Below are 16,352 nucleotides of genomic sequence, written 5' to 3'. Positions count from 1 at the left end.
AAAAATCTAATATAAGTTTATTCATTCATTATTATAGCATATATAAATAAAATAGTTAATATTTATGTTCGTGTTCTGAAAAACTTTTATCTACAGTCATAAATGCCCTCCCCTTCCAATATATTAACTATATAATATATTAATTGGCATTTAAAAAGGAGGGATTAACATGTTTAAGCTAAAGACCATAGACAAGATATCCATTGTACTTGTTTTAATAGGCGCTGTTATATGGGGTTTATATGGAGTCGTTGGAGTTAATATAGTAGACGCTCTTTTCAAAGCTGTTCCATTTATAAGTAGAACCATATACACCATAGTTGGCCTTGCAGGACTAAACTTAATATTTTTCATACTTAAGACCCAAACAGAATAACATATTGTCATTAATTTGTAAGTAGTATAACTTCTTTAAGTATGTTAAAATATAGATATACATTGCTTGAAGGAGGTATAATATTGAACATTGCTTTTTTTATTAAACCAAAACTAGAGGTTGTGTATTTAAAAGATAGCGATACCTTAGAAGACGGCTTAGAAATTCTAAAAGAACATAAATTCACTTCCATCCCTATTATCGATGGTAAGGGAAGGTACATCGACTCCATTAGCGAAGGAGATGTGCTATGGTATTTAAGAGATTTAATGAATTCAGATGACTCTACCGATTTAAATGATAAAATGAAAACCATACAAATGAGTCAAGTACCAAGGTTTAGAAAAAATTCACCAGTTAGAATTAACTCAGATATGGAGAACCTTATCTCCATGTCAATATGTCAAAACTTCGTCCCTGTAGTGGACGACGACAATGTTTTTATAGGGATTATCACAAGAAGCTCTATTATAAACTACTGTTTTTGTACAATGAAACAAAAAAAAAGCATGGCATAAAAAAACTGCTGTATATTTAACTATATGCAGCAGTTTTCCTTTCTAAATTATTCATATCATGCACACATTTATTTGTGTATTTTTACGTCAGTCCAGATCCTATCATATAGCTTTATGTTTTCCTTAAGGTCCACAAAAACCTGTGCTTTATCAATGACACTTTGCTCTGGATATGCTATAGGATTATTTCTTGTGTCCTCATCTAACATTTCCTTTGTATATTTATTTGGAGTAGAATATCCTATATATTCACAGTTGCGCTTTGCGGCTTCTCTTCCAATGATGAAATTAATAAATTTCTCTGCTAACTCTTTGTTTTTCGCATCCTTAGGGATTACTAAATTGTCAAACCAAAGATTCGTACCCTCTTTTGGAACTACATAACATAAATCCTGGTTTTCTTCTATCATCACCATGGCATCACCGGAGTATACCACAGCCATGGCTGCCTCTCCTCCAATCATAAGATCCTTTACTTCATCACCAGTATAGGCCAATACCAATGGTTTTTGGGCAATCAATAACTTACCAGCTTCCATAAGCTCTTTTTCATCAACAGAATTTATGGAATAACCTAATTTTTTTAATGCAACTGCCATGGAATCCCTTTGACTATCCATCATCAAAATTTCTCCTGCATATTTTTCATTCCACAAATCATCCCAAGAATTGATTTCATCTTTAATTAAACTCTTGTTGTATATTATACCCACAGTTCCCCACATGTAAGGCACAGAGTAGATATTTTTCTTGTCAAAATCCAGATCCTTAAAACTATCATCTATCTCCTTAAAGTTGGGTATATTGTCATAGTTTAAAGGTTCTAGCATACTTTCGTTTATAAGCTTTGAAATCATATAATCAGAGGGCACTGTAACATCGCATTGACCTCTAGAATGTTTTAGCTTTACATACATCTCCTCATTTGTGCCAAATTCATTGTAACTTACCTTTACATTGTACTTTTTGGAGAACTCATCTAAAAGATTCATATCTATGTAATCCCCCCAGTTGTATATATTGAGGGTATTCTCCCTATGGTTACATGATACAAAAAACATGGAACTAATTATAATCATAAGTACAAATAAAACTCTTTTTCTCATAATCACTTTTCCCTCCACATTTTCTTATTTACTATGAAAAGCGACATAACAAGGATTAAAAAAATCAAAGTACAAAGGGCATTTATTTTTGGATGTATTCCCCTTCTAGCCATGGAGAATATATTTATAGATAAATTTGATACTCCAGAACCAGTATTGAAGAAGCTGATGACAAAATCGTCTATAGATAAAGTAAATGAAATAAGTGCCGCTGAAAAAATACCATCGTAAATTTGAGGTATAATAACTTTTGTAAGAGTATAGAAAGGAGTTGCACCTAAGTCTAATGCCGCTTCAATGGTATTGTCGGGTAGTTGTTTTAATCTAGGCAATACTGCCAAAACCACATAAGGTGTACAAAAAGTAATGTGAGACAAGAGCAAAGTGAAAAAGCCCTTCTCTATCTGCAAAATATTGAAAAGTAACATTAGACTTACAGCAGTTACTATATCAGCATTGAGCACCGGTAGATAATTCAAATTCAAAAACAAAGACTCTTTAAAAGATGAAGTTTTGTATATACCAATTGCTCCCAGAGTGCCAAGCACCGTAGAAAAAAAGGAAGCCATAATTCCTAAAACAAGAGTATAGTAAAGAGATTTCATAAGCTCAGTATCTTGAAATAATTCATAATACCACTTTAAAGTAAAACCACTCCACCCCATTCTGCCCTTAGAGTTGTTAAATGAATACACCATGAGAAAAAGTATAGGTGCATATAAGAAAAAGTAAATTAAAACCATGTATGAAGCTTTTAAATATTTTTTTACCATAACACTCCCCCACCTTTACTTTTGTCATTTTTAGGTACAAGGGCAATGATTAACACAATCATTAAAATAATAGCTATGGAAATTGCTGAACCAAAGTTCCAATCGTACAAAGTTAGGTACTGCTGTTCTATTAAATTTCCTATTAGCATGTACTTTCCCCCACCTAGTAATTTTGAAATCACAAAAGTTGTGACACAGGGCATAAATACCATGGTAATGCCTGAGATTACACCCTTTATACTCATAGGGAAAATCACCAAAAGAAAGGCCTTTATTTTGGTGGCACCTAAATCATAGGCTGCCTCAATAAGACTTTTATCCATATTATTCAAACTAGTAAATATAGGCAGAATCATAAATGGCAGGTAATTGTACACCATGCCGATTAATACTGCAGTCTCCGTATATAGAAGTCTTACATTATTAAATCCAAATAATGATAAGATGGCACTTATTGGCCCATTCTTGCCCAATAAGGATATCCACGCATATGTTCTAAGCAAAAAGTTCATCCACATAGGTAGCATTAATAATATCAAAAGTGTGTTTTTATGTTTTTCCTTTAGACCACAAATTATATAAGCCATGGGATACCCTAAAAGAAAACATATAAAGGTAGCTTTCAAAGCTAGTAATAGGGAGTTATACATGATCTCCATATAAATAGGGCTTAAAAATCTTTTGTAGTGCTCTAGTGTAAATGTGGGATTGGAGATATCTATGGTAAAACTGTAGTAAAGAATAGCCCCAATTGGAAATACAATAAAAAGAAAAAGCCATATTAAATAAGGAAATGACGTGAACTTCTTCATCTACAATTCATCCCCTTCCATTATGTGAATATCATTTTCAAAAATATTCAAACCTATAACAGAATCTTCCCCTACATACATAGTGGTGTGTATCAGCCAATCAGTTTGACTTTGTTCCTCTTTTGCTATTAGTTCATAATGAACGCCTTTAAAAGTAACAGACTGAACCTTTGCTCTAATCATACCTTTTTCCGCTGGCACAATTTTTATATCCTCTGGCCTTACAACTACAAGTACATCCCTTACCCCATTAGGAATAGGATCTACGCATTTAAAGTCCACTTTAGAAAAGTTTACTTTATAATCTTTTTCCATATGACCCTTTACAATGTTAGATTCACCTATAAATCTAGCTACAAATGAATTGTTAGGCTCATTGTATATATCAACTGGTGAGCCCATTTGCTGTATTTCTCCCCTATCCATTACTATGATTTTATCTGACATGGTAAGTGCCTCTTCTTGATCGTGAGTTACATATATAAAAGTAATGCCAAGCTGTTGTTGCATGTTTTTTAGTTCTCTTTGCATCTCTTTTCGAAGCTTTAAGTCCAGAGCTCCTAAAGGTTCGTCCAATAGTAAAACCTGAGGCTCATTTACTAGTGCTCTAGCTATGGCAATCCTCTGTTGCTGGCCTCCACTAAGGGAAGATACCTTTCTCTTTTCAAACCCTTCAAGATTCACCATTTTAAGCATTTGGCTTACTTTTTCATCTATCACACTCTTTTTTAACTTCTTCAACTTAAGGCCAAAAGCTATATTTTCGTAAATGTTCATATGATTAAACAATGCATACTTTTGAAATACTGTATTTATATTTCTTTTATATGGCGGAATACTGTTTATACTTTCACCATTAAAAACAAGTTGCCCTCCATCTGCATACTCAAATCCTCCTATAATTCGAAGGGTGGTAGTTTTACCACAACCACTAGGGCCAAGCAATGTTAAAAACTCGTTCTTTTTTACTGTAAAGCTAATATCTTTTAAAATATCCACATTCCCATAACTTTTTTTGATATTACAAAGCTCTAATATATCATTGGACATATTACATCTCCCTCCTAAATTATCTTCTAAAAACTACTAATAGTTTATCCTTTAGATGTTTTTGTATTCAGCATTTGTTTTAAATCATATGGTTATTATGCAAATTATTTGGTATAATCAATAAGGTAGGTGTATATAGAAAAGGCGTATGCAATTTTGTATTATACCATAAAACCATAGAAAATTGAATAGATGAGGTGAAAATATGGCAAGCAATTATTCATTTGATGTAGTTTCTGACGTGGATTTGCAAGAGGTAGACAATGCCATCAATCAGGCGAAAAAAGAAATTTTAAGCAGATACGATTTCAAGGATTGCACAGCTGAAATTGAAAGAAGCGAAAACGAAATAAAAGTACATGGTCAAGACGATTACAAGCTCAATGCCATGAAGGAAATACTTGATGGGAAACTTATTAAGAGAGGTATATCTGTAAAAGCTCTTGAGTACGGCAAGTCAGAAGATGCAGCCATGGGTACAAAGAGACAGACTGCAAAAATTATAAAGGGAATATCAAAAGATAAAGCAAAACTTATCGTTGCAGATATTAAAGAGAGTAAATTAAAAGTTCAAGCGCAGATCATGGATAATCAAGTAAGGGTTCAAGGCAAAGATAAAGATTTACTTCAAGAAACCATAGCCCTTCTAAAAGGAAAAGACTACGGTATCGCTTTACAATTTATAAACTTTAGATAAAATTATATGGATTTAAAAGCTAAAAGCTGAAGTCAACTTTGAACTTCAGCTTTTAATCTAAACTACTAGTATGTACTCTCTTATTTATCGAACACTCCACCTGTTTTCTTATTTCTTTTGCCCTTGGCAGCATGACCAATTGTTTTTTCTGGTCTTGGCAAATTGCCCTGATTGCTTTTCTTCTTTTTTTCCTCAATCAACTTCTTCATTTTTTCTAATACTTCCTTTTCCATACCGTAAATCCTCCAATTATATCATCCATCATAAGTTATACAGATAAAATAATTATACCACACATTATATTTACATTTGTATTGATTACATGATAAAAATAAATTATAATGTTTAAAATATGTACTTGTGAAACAAACTATAAAATAAAGGTAGGTGAAAAATATGAATAAACAAATAGCAGCCTTTTTTGATATTGACGGAACTCTTTACAGAGAAGGACTGATAACAGAGGTTTTCAAAAAACTTATAAAAAGCGAAATAATACAACCTTCTAGGTGGTACAATGAAGTTAAACCCTATTACGTAAAATGGGATAAACGCCAAGGCAATTATGATAACTATCTTTTAAAAATGGCTGAAATATACACAGAAGCAATAAAAGGTCTACACGAATCACAGGTAGAGTTTATCGCAAAGCTTGTAGTAGATCAAAAAGGTGATAGGGTCTATACCTATACTCGAGACAGAATATCTTATCATAAAAAAAATAATCATAAGGTTATTGCCATATCTGGTTCACCCATTGAATTAGTAAAAAACATGTGTGAAAAATACGGATTTGATGATTATATTGGCAGTATTTATGAGAAACAACAGGATAAATACACTGGGAACATAACGCCAATGTGGGATAGTGTAAGCAAAAATAAGGCCATAAATACATTTAAGGAAAAATACAATTTAGACCTTACAAACTCCTATTCCTATGGTGATACTTCCGGAGACTACACCATGATGCACATGGTTGGAAATCCTGTAGCTATAAATCCCACAAAGGAATTGCTTATGAAGATCATGGATGACGATATGATAAGAAACAAAATAAAAATTATTGTAGAGAGAAAAGATGTAGTATACAACCTCTCACCGCAAAATATAGAATTTTAAAAATAAAGGCAAGCACCTCAAAGTATGTGCTCGCCTTTTCTATATCTCCTAAGAAAAATCGTTTAGCATTGAAATGTCTTCGCAGCAACGTATTTTCCTTAAAGCAGAATTTTCAATCTGCCTTACCCTTTCTTTGCTTATGCCTAATTTTTTCCCAATATTTTCAAGAGTTTCACATTTATCATTTTCAAAACCATATCTCAATTTCAAGACAGTTTGTTCTCTCTTTGATAAGAAACTTAAGATATAGTTTATTACATTTCTCAGCTCTTTTATGTCGTACATATTTTCCGGGCATTTATCACAATCCTCGGGAATCAATTCCATAAACTCAGTGTTGTCTTCGCAATTTATGGTATTGTTAAGAGAAGTTACATTAATTAAGTTGCCCATTATATAAATTGCATCATTTAATTTGTCGCTTTTCACATTTATCTCATCCGCCATGGATTTTATATCCATATTGGATATTTTCTCATTGTTAGTCCACGCTCTCCACACTTTTTGTATTAGCTCAAATCTGTGGTAGGGAATCCTTATGGAAAAACCTAAATCGAATATGGCTTTTAATATCTCCTTGTCAATCCAACAGACACTATAAGTGGATAGCTTAGTATTTTTAGACGGATCATACCTTTCAACAGCTTCCATAAAGCCCATATAAGCATTTTGCATAAGATCCTCCATAGTCAGATCGTTATTGTACAAATGCAAATATTTAAGCACCCTACTGTAAACTAATTTTTTGTTTTTTGCAATCAATATTTCAAGAACTTCTTTGTGACCCTGTTTATAAAAATTACTCAATTCTTCATTGCTACACTGTTTAAACCTTTCAAGATCAATTCCTTTATCACCAATAGGTAGATGTTTGTTATATTGAAAGCAATCAGCAAAATCACTTGCAGGCATTTCCTGATACATAAATATTCCCCCAAATATTATATTTTTATTTATGCCGACATTCAAGCTGAATGATACTATTAATTTTATATTTTATGAATATTTTATCACATTAACCCATCATATTTGTTAACTTGTTGTAAATAATTTATGATTCTATTTCCCTTTCTATGATAAGTTTCTTTACAACTTAAGCATATCTAGATGAAAACTCCTTGCATGAAAAACAAAAGCATAAATGCATGACTTAAATTAATTCCTGCATTTTGCTTTTGTAAATAAATCATATTTTTTAAAAAACACTGCATATTTAAGCGTTTTTTCTAACAATTCTCCCCGGAATTCCAACCACAGTGCAATCTGGAGGTACATCCTTTAACACAACAGAATTGGCACCTACTTTAACATTATTACCTATATTTATTGGGCCCAAAACCTTGGCCCCACAACCAACTATTATATTGTCTCCAAGAGTTGGATGACGCTTACCTTTGTCTTTGCCTGTACCGCCTAAAGTTACACCTTGAAATAAAGTAACATTGTCACCTATAACTGTAGTTTCCCCAATTACCACGCCAAATCCATGGTCTATAAATAAACCTCGTCCGATTACAGCTCCAGGGTGGATCTCTATGCCAGTAAAAAATCTTGATATCTGTGATAACAATCTAGATAAAAAGAACAGCTTCTTTGTATATAGAAAGTGTGCTATTCTATATACAATAAGAGCGTGAATAAATGGGTATAATAGAAAAACTTCTAATTTATTTTTTGCTGCTGGATCTTTTTTAGTTGCATTTTCTAAATCGTAAATTAGCCCTTTTATCATTTTATATGATTCCTCCTTCAGTTTGCCAAGACAACTATATTTGATTATTCCTATCAGTTTACTATGAATTGATTTAAAAAAATAATATATAACTTTTAGTTATATATTATTACCTATTAATCTAGTATGATTATATCAAAGTTTTAGAAATGTGTAAATAATTATTTTGCTTTTTCAGTGATTTTTCTTATAGTTTCCTGATATAGTCTATTTTCCTCTGTTAAAGACAAAATTTTCTCACTGTATTCCTTCTGTATTCTAAGCAATTCGTTGTACTTATCTTCCTTAAGTTGCAAAATCTCTCTATTCTTATTCAATTCAACTTTTTCAATGGCTAAAGACAATTTATTATTATAGTTTTCCTCAAATTGCTGGCTCATATCTGCATTTTCTTTATTTAGAACCTGAATTTTTTTATTCAACTCTTCCACATTTATTCTATAGTTTTCTACTATATTTTTTAATTCATCATTTTCCCCTTTTAAGGCTTCCCATCTTTTCTTCATAAGCTCCATACTTTCTAATTGTTTCTCATCCTCCATAAGTTTGCCCTCTAATTCTAACAGTTTTTCTTCTTGCATTTTATTTAGCGATTTTATACTAGCGCTATTTTCATGGTTATTTTCAATTTGTTTTTTTAGATTATCATTTTCTTTTCTCAATTCTTCTATGGTATGTTTAAGTTGAGATGCTTTTTCTTCTGCTTCCTTCAATTCTTCTTTGTGATGTTCCTTTAGTTTTTCACTTTGAGCTATTATGTCCTCTTTGTTTCTTTTGCATTCATTCACCGTTAAATCCATTTTTGCGATTAAATTTGAAAATATATCAACCATCCTTCTGCTTATATTCTGCAATTCACTTATATCGCTTTCAGTGTCTATAACGGAATTCATTGTGACTCTGTTTAAATTATACAGGCTTATAAGCTGTTCCATAAATTCTTTATTGTTAATTCCAGCTTCCTTGGCCATATTGGTAAATGCATTCTTTATTTCCTCATCTATTCTTACGCTAAATATTGTATCACTCATCCTTAGCCTTCCTTTCAACACTTTATCTTATGTCTAATCTGTTTAAAGCTCTCTACTTTTAAGTATACATTACACTGGGTCTGTTTGTAAAGTAAACTTGTGTAAACTTAATGTTTACACATTAAAATTATATGTATACATCTGTTTACTTTTTAAGGCGATGTTTACACTAATTTATCTTAAAATTTTTACACTAGATATAACTATTGTTATGTCTAGTGTAAGGTTATAATATATAAAAACATAAAAATAAGCCATGAAAAAGTGGAAGCAAGACATCAAAGTAAAAAAAGAGATAAAAAATATAAAGTATGATATAATATTAGCTATGATAAAAAGCGGAAGGAGATTACTAATTTGAATACATTTGAAGAACTGAATTTAAATAAAGATTTTATAGAGGGCCTAAAGAAGCAAAATATAGACGTTCCAACAGAAATACAATCCAGTGTTATACCAGTAGCCATGGAAAACAAGAATATTGTGGCCGAATCCTACACAGGCAGCGGAAAAACCTTGGCTTACCTTTTGCCCTTGTTTTGCAAAGTAGATTGTAGCCGTCGCGAAAACCAAGCTATTATATTAGCCCCTACTCACGAGCTAGTAATGCAGATAGAATCACAAATAACCCTCTTAGCAGAAAACTCAGGAGTTTCATGTACTTCTACCCCTATAATTGGAGAGGTAAATATAGAAAGACAGATAAAAAAATTAAAGGAACTTAAGCCTCATATAATAGTAGGAACACCGGGAAGGGTTCTCGATCTTATAAGGAAAAAGAAAATAGCTTGTCACACAGTAAAAACCATCATAATAGATGAAGCTGACAGACTTCTTACAGGTTCATCTACAGATATAATAAAAAATATAGTTAAGGCTACCATGCGCGATAGACAAATAATGTGTTTTTCTGCCACCATAAAGAAAAATACTTTAGATACAGTGTCACAATTCCTTGAAAGCTATGAATTCATAAAAATAGACAGCAAAGCCTCTATAAATCCAAATATAACAAATTACTACGTAGTATGTAATCAAAATCAAAAGTTTGAGACATTGAAGAAAGCTTTAAATGCCGCCAATGCAGATAAATCTATAGTGTTTTCTAACAGCAAATATGATTTAGACAATATAGCTATGAAGTTAAATTACCACAATAAAACTACCTTTGTACTCAGCGGCAATGTGGATAAGGAAAAGAGGAAGCAAGCTATGGAAAGTTTTAGAAATGGCAAAATCAATATATTAGTAGCTTCTGATATTAGTGCTAGAGGTATGGATATATACAACGTGACTCACATTTTCAACTTAGACATGCCGAAGTCTGCTAATGAATACATACATAGATCCGGAAGAACTGCTAGAGGAAATAACATGGGTACCTGCATCTCCATAGTATCCCCTCACGAATTAGCTGACCTTAAGAAAATCCAAAAGATGCTCCACGTAGACTTTACTGAAGTAGTACTTCATAACGGTAAATTTCAAGTTGTAGACAATAGAAAGAAAAACTAATTTAAAAAAAGTTGCCTACATTTTATCATTCTACCACCCCTTGAAATTGTAAGAGCTAATGACATTTAATCATTAGCTCTAATACTTTATTTATTGTTATTTCTAAACCACTCCATTGCCTCTGGATTATCTAACATAGCCTTTTCTTCATTGCTTAAGTCTAACTCATCTTTAGTCACCTTTGTGCCTGTGTTGTCAAGGTTATACATATTTCCGTTTTCATTTGTATTTGCATTATTGTTTTTAGTTTCTTCTTTTTTCTCTTGTTCTTTCTTTAACTTATCCGATTCTGCCAGGGCTATACGCTCTTTTTCAGCATTGTTGTTTTTAGTGTTTCTTATGGCCACAAAAGATATAGATGCTATTATTGTTATTGCAATCACAGTTATTAATGCCATTTTCTTTTTATTCATTTCAAATTCCCCTCCAGCTATATTACTATATTTAGTATACATTGAATTGTTTACGTATTCAATAATTTAACTTAGAACACCACACATATATTATTGTAGTTTAATTTTCATAGACAAAAGAACCGTAGACGAAATATAATTGCTCTCGTCTGCGGTTCTTATTTAACTCTTCTTATCAAATTTTTCTTTACATTTTGGACAAGTTATTGTTAAACTGCCCTTACCTCTTGGCACCCTAAGTTGCTGTTTGCAGTTGGGGCATTTGAAGTATTTATATGTTTTAGAATCCGTTAGTCTTTTTTTCATCTTATAATACTTCATTTGAAACGGAGAAAACACGCTTATAAAAATATTGTTTTCATGTTGCCTTTTTCCAATGTTTTTAGAAAGAGTTCTATATATAAAGAAAAGCATGGTTACATTAGCCAAAAAACTGAAAACATATTTTCCAAATAAAGCCCCTATAAAAGCTAATAGTATACCAACAGCCAGTATAAATTTTGAAAACTGGTCTACTCCATATCTTCCTCTCATGAAATTTCTCAGCCAATACATTTTTATCACCCCTACCAATTCAGTTGATAATTGGTATTATATATCTAAACGCCACATTTGTCTATATATTTAAGGAATTTAAATATTAGTTAGATTAACAGCCCATTTATACCCCTTATACCTTATCATGCCTAGAACCAGCCTTACAATTTGCTCAACTTGTATGATAATGAATACAGTGCCTATGCTTTGTATTTTAAATACCTTTACACATAAAAAGGCCAATGGGATGCCAATTGCCCACATTAGACCACTATCTAGCAGTGTAAGGACTTTGCTGTCTCCCCCAGCTCTAAGAGCTCCAAATACAAGGACAATAAAAAGCCTTAGAGATATTTTAAGAGAAAATATCCTCACAATGGTAACTGCAGAAGCAAAAGCTATTGGTTCTTGTAGATTGAATAGCATTACCATAGGTTTAGCAAAGATGACAATGACCACAGACATTATCAAAGCTAAAAAGCCAGCAATCCCTATAAAGTAATCCCCTTCTTTTTTCGCCTTGTTTATGTCTCCGCTGCCTAGAGTGTGTCCGGTTATAACCGTATTGGCATTGGATAGTCCCATGATTACAAAGAAAAACACTTCGCTTATCTTTGTTCCCACATAATACGCATCCATGGCCTTTGTTCCAAGGGAACCAAAAGCTTTGATGAATAATGTGCTTCCGAAACCAAATAGCAACTCGTTGAAAATAAGAGGAAATACTTTTCTCATTACTGCTCGTACAAATTTAATATCAAATCCAAACATTTCTTTAAATGTGCCTATAAAAGGTTGTTTTGTTTTGTAAGCGTATATTACGTGTATAATAAGTCCTAAACTTTGAGCCATAACCGTAGCTAATGCTGCCCCGCCTACGCCCATTTTAGGTAAACCTAATTTCCCGAATATAAGTAAATAGTTAAATATGCAATTGGTAATCATACTGACAAAGCTAATTATAAGGGACATCTTAGCTTTATGTACAGCCCTATACACATAATTAAATGAAAAACAAAGCAAGGATGGAAGATATGAATATTTGACAATCTGAAGATATGTATTTCCATATGAAATAACTTTATCATCATTTAAATAGAATCTTAAAATTTGTGGCCCAAAAAAACCTGCCACAAGTAAAAAAAGCAGACCAATGAATGTAGTCAAAATCAAAGAAAGTCCGAAACTTCTCTTTAGATTTTTGCTATCCTTGGCACCGAAAAATTGTGCACAAAATATGCCAACACCACTAACTATACCAAATGCCACACCATTTGAAATAGATTCTACCTGTGCAGCTGTACCCACAGCACTAACCATGCCTATCCAAGATACCATAAGAGAATCTACTATTCCCATGCAGGACGATAGGACTGATTGAAGAGCCAATGGCACAGCAATGGAAGACACCCTTCCATAAAATTCTTTAGAAGCTACATATTTACCCACGTTATCACCTCATGTCATTATTAGTTTCCCCCTATTTCACCTCCCAAATAAAAATAAGCAGTGGTTTTATCATAACTGCTAAAGGCAATTATATCACAATAAAATCAGTACATACAAATATAAATTTTCAAATTAATCATATATATTAATGAGTTATCTATGTTTTTTAACTTCTTGCATATGTTTTCAAAGGAATAGATAATTAGTTCATAATTATGCACTTAAAAACCTCTAAACCCTTTATACAACAAGGCTTAGACCATGTTTTTCAAGTACATTTTGTATGTAAACACAATACAATATTGCTTTTTGTAAATATTTTCTTATCTGCTTTTGTAGGACTTCTTTGCTTTCGAAAGTACATATTAGTTGATATTTTGAGACTTGTTTTAATTAAACTTCTTTTTCAATATTAACGTGATATAATGTATGTGTAAAAAAATATTGAAATTAAATTCATTATTTTCACGATATAAACAGACTTCTTAGCTAAGGTGTAGTTTAACTCCAACTAAGGGTAGAAGTCGTTATAATACATACATATATTAATGAGGGGGATTTTTATGAGTTTTGAATTACCAAAGTTTACGCCACCAGATTTTACAACAGAAAAGTTTGTCAATGCAGCAGAAATTACTTTGAAGGAGGTCGTTAAACCAGGTGTAGCTCCAAGTGGATTTTATCTTACATCTCACATGCCAACTTATTATCATCATAAAGGTCAATGGATTCTTCCAAAACACAACAGCCAAAACTGTGTTGCCGTTTTAAAAGATGAAACTATTGAGATAAAAGAGTTAAATAATCTTCAAGTTGGAGACATGGTTGTAATGGGAAAAGAAGAGGACGGCTCCACTGGAGTTGTTAACTACAAAGAAGGTTTTGATGATTCTGTGGTAAGCCCTTATGGGAAAGCTGTTGAAACTTCTTATACAGAATCCTATGAATTCCTTTTCGATTTAATGAGATATGAGAAAGAAAACAATGGTCATATAGTTTGGGTACTAGGGCCTTCTGTTGTATTCGATTATGACACTAGAATTGGTTTGTCTCAACTTGCCGAGAATGGATATGTCAATGCTCTTCTTGCTGGTAATGCCATGGCAACTCACGACCTTGAAGGTGGTTATCTAGGCACTGCTCTAGGTCAAAATATATACACACAAAAATCCGTTCCAATGGGACATTATAATCACTTAGATTTGTTAAATGCAGTTAGAACAGCTGGATCCATTGATAAATTTATAAGTGAAGGCAATGTAAAAGACGGCTTTATTAAAACTCTTAATAGACTTGATATACCTTTTGTTTTAGTAGGTTCTATAAGAGACGACGGACCTCTTCCAGAAGTATATCATTGTGTTTCACAAGGTCTTGATGCTGTTAAAGAGCAAACTGATAAGGCAACACTTATTATCTGCCTTGCCACCATGCTACACTCTGTCTCTACAGCAGAATTAGCTTCTAGCTATAGGGTGAAGGATGATGGAACTGTTGCTCCTGTATTTATGTATTCCATAGATGTCACTGAAAACGTTGTAAATAAGGTAGCTGCGGCTAGAGAAAATATAGCAGTAAGAACTTTAGTTACTAATGTTCAGGACTTTGTAGTTAATGTTCAAAAGGCCTTACTAACTCCTGTAGATGATTTCCTTGTGCAGCCAGCTGAAGTAAATATGGCTGAAAAAGTTGAAAACAAAGCAGAGCATCAGGAAAGTATGCACCATGAATGTAAACTATAATTATTAGGAGGATTATTATGTCATTAAATATACCAAAATATACGGCACCAGATTTTAATCAAGATTTTTTGAAGAATGCTCCAAATGTTAAGCTAGAAGAAGTAAAAAAAGATGGAGTTTCACCTTTTAACTATCATGCACTATCAGTATTCCCTGAATACTTTAAAATAAACGATAAATGGATTTTAGCTACAGAGAGCCGTATGGACACCGTTTGTGTGGCAAATGATGAACCAGGCAATGAATCCGTAAGAATCGTTGAATTTAGAAATCTAAAAGCAGGCGACAAAGTTGTAATAGGAAGAACTGAGGATGGCAGTGAAGGAATCTATATGTACACTCAAGGGTTCGTTACAGAAGCTGAAGATGCTGATACCTTCGCTTTTAGAAGTGGTCGTTCAAGAGAAACCGCGTTTTCCATAGATTATGATCAATTATACGAGATATTAAAACACGAAAAAGAAAATAACGGATACGTTACATGGGTTCTTGGTACATCTATTAGTTTAGATTCAGACACAAGAGATGCCCTTACAAGACTAATAAGAGAAGGATATGTAAATGCTGTTTTATGTGGTACAAGCTTAGCTGCCTTCGATTTAGAGTGTGCAACTTTTGGTACAACCTGGGGACAGGAAACTTTCGAAAGAGAGCAGAACACATATGACAACTATTATGAAACTATCAATGCCGTAAGAGAAGCGGGCTCTATTGAAGAGTATGTACGTTCGGGAAAAGTAAAAGATGGTATAATGAAAGCTCTCGTTGAATGCAATGTGCCCTTTGTACTTGCAAGCACCATAAGAGATAGATTTACATTGCCAGGAACTTATGACAATGTGTATGAAGCTCAGAATGCAATGCGCGTTCACGCTAAAAAAACTTCAACTATAATCATGGTTTCAACAATCCTATTTACAATAGCAACTGGAAACATGACACCTTCATATAACGAGTTTGACGGAGTTGTAAGACCAGTCTACATGTATACTGTGGACATACAAGAATTTGCCGTTAATAAATTGGCAGATAGAGGTACATTGACTGCTACCTCCCTTGTAACAAATTCTCAAGACTTCATAAAGAATATTGGACGTGCTTTAACATAATAAATTATAAAGAAACCACTGTGTTTAAATAATAAAATGTACCCTATAGAGTAGACATTATAAAAAAGTCTACCTATGGGGTATTTTTGTGTATAATAGAATAAATAACATTAGGAGAATATACAAATGAGTAATAAACTATTTACAAAAGAAGAAGTTAAAATATTATCTAAAAATAAATATGTTAAGAATGTAAGTAATAAAGCAATTACTTATACTGATGAATTTAAAAGTATTTTTATTGCAGAGTATGAAAAAGGGAAATTTCCAAGAGAAATATTTGAAGAGTTTGGCTTTGATATAAATATTCTTGGAGTAGAACGAGTTAAATCCTGTGGAAAACGTTGGAGAGCTGCTTTTAAGAAAGATG

At 32.6% G+C, this 16,352-nt stretch carries 19 protein-coding genes; 8 read left to right on the top strand and 11 right to left on the bottom strand.

Annotation, left to right across the window (positions count from 1 at the left end; genetic code table 11):
* The first annotated feature begins 169 nt into the window (after nucleotides 1–169).
* On the top strand, nucleotides 170–376 hold the full coding sequence (locus BUA73_RS00100) for a DUF378 domain-containing protein (RefSeq protein ID WP_072900950.1): 207 nt from the start codon (nucleotides 170–172) through the stop codon (nucleotides 374–376).
* Between the two features lie 83 nt (nucleotides 377–459).
* Nucleotides 460–894 (top strand): CBS domain-containing protein, encoded by a 435-nt coding sequence (locus tag BUA73_RS00095; protein ID WP_072900948.1) that lies wholly within the window; start codon nucleotides 460–462, stop codon nucleotides 892–894.
* 68 nt (nucleotides 895–962) lie between these two features.
* On the opposite strand, the gene BUA73_RS00090 is transcribed toward BUA73_RS00095, so the two are convergent.
* From BUA73_RS00090 to BUA73_RS00075, 4 genes are read right to left on the bottom strand one after another with little or no spacing between them, the layout of a single operon-like run.
* Nucleotides 963–2,000 carry an ABC transporter substrate-binding protein gene (locus tag BUA73_RS00090; protein ID WP_072900946.1) on the bottom strand — a complete coding sequence of 346 codons (1,038 nt, stop codon included), beginning with the start codon at nucleotides 1,998–2,000 and terminating at the stop codon, nucleotides 963–965.
* 2 nt (nucleotides 2,001–2,002) lie between these two features.
* Complete coding sequence (locus tag BUA73_RS00085; RefSeq protein WP_072900944.1) at nucleotides 2,003–2,773, bottom strand: ABC transporter permease; 771 nt, start codon at nucleotides 2,771–2,773, stop codon at nucleotides 2,003–2,005.
* Nucleotides 2,767–3,585 (bottom strand): ABC transporter permease, encoded by an 819-nt coding sequence (locus tag BUA73_RS00080; RefSeq protein ID WP_072900942.1) that lies wholly within the window; start codon nucleotides 3,583–3,585, stop codon nucleotides 2,767–2,769. The genes BUA73_RS00085 and BUA73_RS00080 overlap by 7 nt, the downstream gene beginning before the upstream one ends.
* Complete coding sequence (locus tag BUA73_RS00075; protein WP_072900939.1) at nucleotides 3,586–4,635, bottom strand: ABC transporter ATP-binding protein; 1,050 nt, start codon at nucleotides 4,633–4,635, stop codon at nucleotides 3,586–3,588. It lies immediately after the preceding gene.
* Between the two features lie 205 nt (nucleotides 4,636–4,840).
* Between BUA73_RS00075 and BUA73_RS00070 the strand changes: the two genes are divergently transcribed.
* On the top strand, nucleotides 4,841–5,332 hold the full coding sequence (locus BUA73_RS00070) for a YajQ family cyclic di-GMP-binding protein (RefSeq protein WP_072900937.1): 492 nt from the start codon (nucleotides 4,841–4,843) through the stop codon (nucleotides 5,330–5,332).
* An 80-nt stretch (nucleotides 5,333–5,412) separates the two neighbouring features.
* Here BUA73_RS00070 and BUA73_RS13965 read toward each other — a convergent pair whose 3' ends face one another.
* Nucleotides 5,413–5,565: a hypothetical protein gene (locus tag BUA73_RS13965; protein ID WP_178139193.1), complete on the bottom strand. Its 153-nt coding sequence runs from the start codon at nucleotides 5,563–5,565 to the stop codon at nucleotides 5,413–5,415.
* A 163-nt stretch (nucleotides 5,566–5,728) separates the two neighbouring features.
* On the opposite strand from BUA73_RS13965, the gene BUA73_RS00065 reads away from it, so the two are divergent.
* A complete protein-coding gene (locus tag BUA73_RS00065; RefSeq protein WP_072900934.1) occupies nucleotides 5,729–6,454 on the top strand; it encodes an HAD-IB family hydrolase in 726 nt (241 codons plus the stop codon).
* Nucleotides 6,455–6,502: 48 nt separating this feature from the next.
* On the opposite strand, the gene BUA73_RS00060 is transcribed toward BUA73_RS00065, so the two are convergent.
* The 3 genes from BUA73_RS00060 to BUA73_RS00050 all read right to left on the bottom strand — a co-directional run bounded on the left by BUA73_RS00060 (nucleotide 6,503) and on the right by BUA73_RS00050 (nucleotide 9,217).
* Nucleotides 6,503–7,378 carry a sigma-70 family RNA polymerase sigma factor gene (locus BUA73_RS00060; protein WP_072900932.1) on the bottom strand — a complete coding sequence of 292 codons (876 nt, stop codon included), beginning with the start codon at nucleotides 7,376–7,378 and terminating at the stop codon, nucleotides 6,503–6,505.
* Between the two features lie 289 nt (nucleotides 7,379–7,667).
* Nucleotides 7,668–8,186, bottom strand: a complete 519-nt coding sequence (gene epsC / locus BUA73_RS00055) for a serine O-acetyltransferase EpsC (protein WP_072900930.1) — start codon at nucleotides 8,184–8,186, stop codon at nucleotides 7,668–7,670.
* A 161-nt stretch (nucleotides 8,187–8,347) separates the two neighbouring features.
* On the bottom strand, nucleotides 8,348–9,217 hold the full coding sequence (locus BUA73_RS00050) for a hypothetical protein (protein WP_072900928.1): 870 nt from the start codon (nucleotides 9,215–9,217) through the stop codon (nucleotides 8,348–8,350).
* 357 nt (nucleotides 9,218–9,574) lie between these two features.
* Between BUA73_RS00050 and BUA73_RS00045 the strand changes: the two genes are divergently transcribed.
* Complete coding sequence (locus BUA73_RS00045) at nucleotides 9,575–10,732, top strand: DEAD/DEAH box helicase (RefSeq protein ID WP_072900926.1); 1,158 nt, start codon at nucleotides 9,575–9,577, stop codon at nucleotides 10,730–10,732.
* 86 nt (nucleotides 10,733–10,818) lie between these two features.
* Here BUA73_RS00045 and BUA73_RS00040 read toward each other — a convergent pair whose 3' ends face one another.
* The 3 genes from BUA73_RS00040 to BUA73_RS00030 form a co-directional block, all read right to left on the bottom strand.
* Nucleotides 10,819–11,145 (bottom strand): hypothetical protein, encoded by a 327-nt coding sequence (locus BUA73_RS00040; protein ID WP_072900924.1) that lies wholly within the window; start codon nucleotides 11,143–11,145, stop codon nucleotides 10,819–10,821.
* 162 nt (nucleotides 11,146–11,307) lie between these two features.
* A complete protein-coding gene (locus BUA73_RS00035) occupies nucleotides 11,308–11,700 on the bottom strand; it encodes a hypothetical protein (protein ID WP_072900922.1) in 393 nt (130 codons plus the stop codon).
* 78 nt (nucleotides 11,701–11,778) lie between these two features.
* Complete coding sequence (locus tag BUA73_RS00030) at nucleotides 11,779–13,131, bottom strand: MATE family efflux transporter (RefSeq protein WP_072900920.1); 1,353 nt, start codon at nucleotides 13,129–13,131, stop codon at nucleotides 11,779–11,781.
* 563 nt (nucleotides 13,132–13,694) lie between these two features.
* Here BUA73_RS00030 and BUA73_RS00025 point away from each other — a divergent pair.
* The 3 genes from BUA73_RS00025 to BUA73_RS00015 form a co-directional block, all read left to right on the top strand.
* Entirely contained in the window at nucleotides 13,695–14,873 is a 1,179-nt protein-coding gene (locus tag BUA73_RS00025; RefSeq protein WP_072900918.1) for an ornithine cyclodeaminase family domain, read from the top strand.
* Nucleotides 14,874–14,890: 17 nt separating this feature from the next.
* A complete protein-coding gene (locus BUA73_RS00020; RefSeq protein ID WP_072900916.1) occupies nucleotides 14,891–15,982 on the top strand; it encodes a putative NPN-dependent ornithine cyclodeaminase in 1,092 nt (363 codons plus the stop codon).
* A gap of 126 nt (nucleotides 15,983–16,108) precedes the next feature.
* Nucleotides 16,109–16,352, top strand: a 244-nt coding sequence (locus BUA73_RS00015; RefSeq protein WP_341465296.1) for an HTH domain-containing protein, incomplete at its 3' end; no start/stop codon positions are given.

It is taken from the genome of Hathewaya proteolytica DSM 3090, from assembly GCF_900142225.1.
Lineage (GTDB): Bacteria > Bacillota > Clostridia > Clostridiales > Clostridiaceae > Hathewaya > Hathewaya proteolytica.
The sequence above is the reverse complement of the archived record's forward strand: the minus strand, read 5'-3'. Positions and strand labels throughout refer to the sequence as shown.

Excerpts from the sequence above, each read along its gene's own strand:
- BUA73_RS00100 (WP_072900950.1), top strand. The coding sequence starts at position 170 with ATGTTTAAGCTAAAGACCATAGACAAGATATCCATTGTACTTGTTTTA.
- BUA73_RS00090 (WP_072900946.1), bottom strand. The coding sequence starts at position 2,000 with ATGAGAAAAAGAGTTTTATTTGTACTTATGATTATAATTAGTTCCATG.
- BUA73_RS00085 (WP_072900944.1), bottom strand. The coding sequence starts at position 2,773 with ATGGTAAAAAAATATTTAAAAGCTTCATACATGGTTTTAATTTACTTT.
- BUA73_RS00080 (WP_072900942.1), bottom strand. The coding sequence starts at position 3,585 with ATGAAGAAGTTCACGTCATTTCCTTATTTAATATGGCTTTTTCTTTTT.
- BUA73_RS00075 (WP_072900939.1), bottom strand. The coding sequence starts at position 4,635 with ATGTCCAATGATATATTAGAGCTTTGTAATATCAAAAAAAGTTATGGG.
- BUA73_RS00070 (WP_072900937.1), top strand. The coding sequence starts at position 4,841 with ATGGCAAGCAATTATTCATTTGATGTAGTTTCTGACGTGGATTTGCAA.
- BUA73_RS13965 (WP_178139193.1), bottom strand. The coding sequence starts at position 5,565 with ATGGAAAAGGAAGTATTAGAAAAAATGAAGAAGTTGATTGAGGAAAAA.
- BUA73_RS00065 (WP_072900934.1), top strand. The coding sequence starts at position 5,729 with ATGAATAAACAAATAGCAGCCTTTTTTGATATTGACGGAACTCTTTAC.
- BUA73_RS00060 (WP_072900932.1), bottom strand. The coding sequence starts at position 7,378 with ATGTATCAGGAAATGCCTGCAAGTGATTTTGCTGATTGCTTTCAATAT.
- epsC (WP_072900930.1), bottom strand. The coding sequence starts at position 8,186 with ATGATAAAAGGGCTAATTTACGATTTAGAAAATGCAACTAAAAAAGAT.
- BUA73_RS00050 (WP_072900928.1), bottom strand. The coding sequence starts at position 9,217 with ATGAGTGATACAATATTTAGCGTAAGAATAGATGAGGAAATAAAGAAT.
- BUA73_RS00040 (WP_072900924.1), bottom strand. The coding sequence starts at position 11,145 with ATGAATAAAAAGAAAATGGCATTAATAACTGTGATTGCAATAACAATA.
- BUA73_RS00035 (WP_072900922.1), bottom strand. The coding sequence starts at position 11,700 with ATGTATTGGCTGAGAAATTTCATGAGAGGAAGATATGGAGTAGACCAG.
- BUA73_RS00025 (WP_072900918.1), top strand. The coding sequence starts at position 13,695 with ATGAGTTTTGAATTACCAAAGTTTACGCCACCAGATTTTACAACAGAA.
- BUA73_RS00020 (WP_072900916.1), top strand. The coding sequence starts at position 14,891 with ATGTCATTAAATATACCAAAATATACGGCACCAGATTTTAATCAAGAT.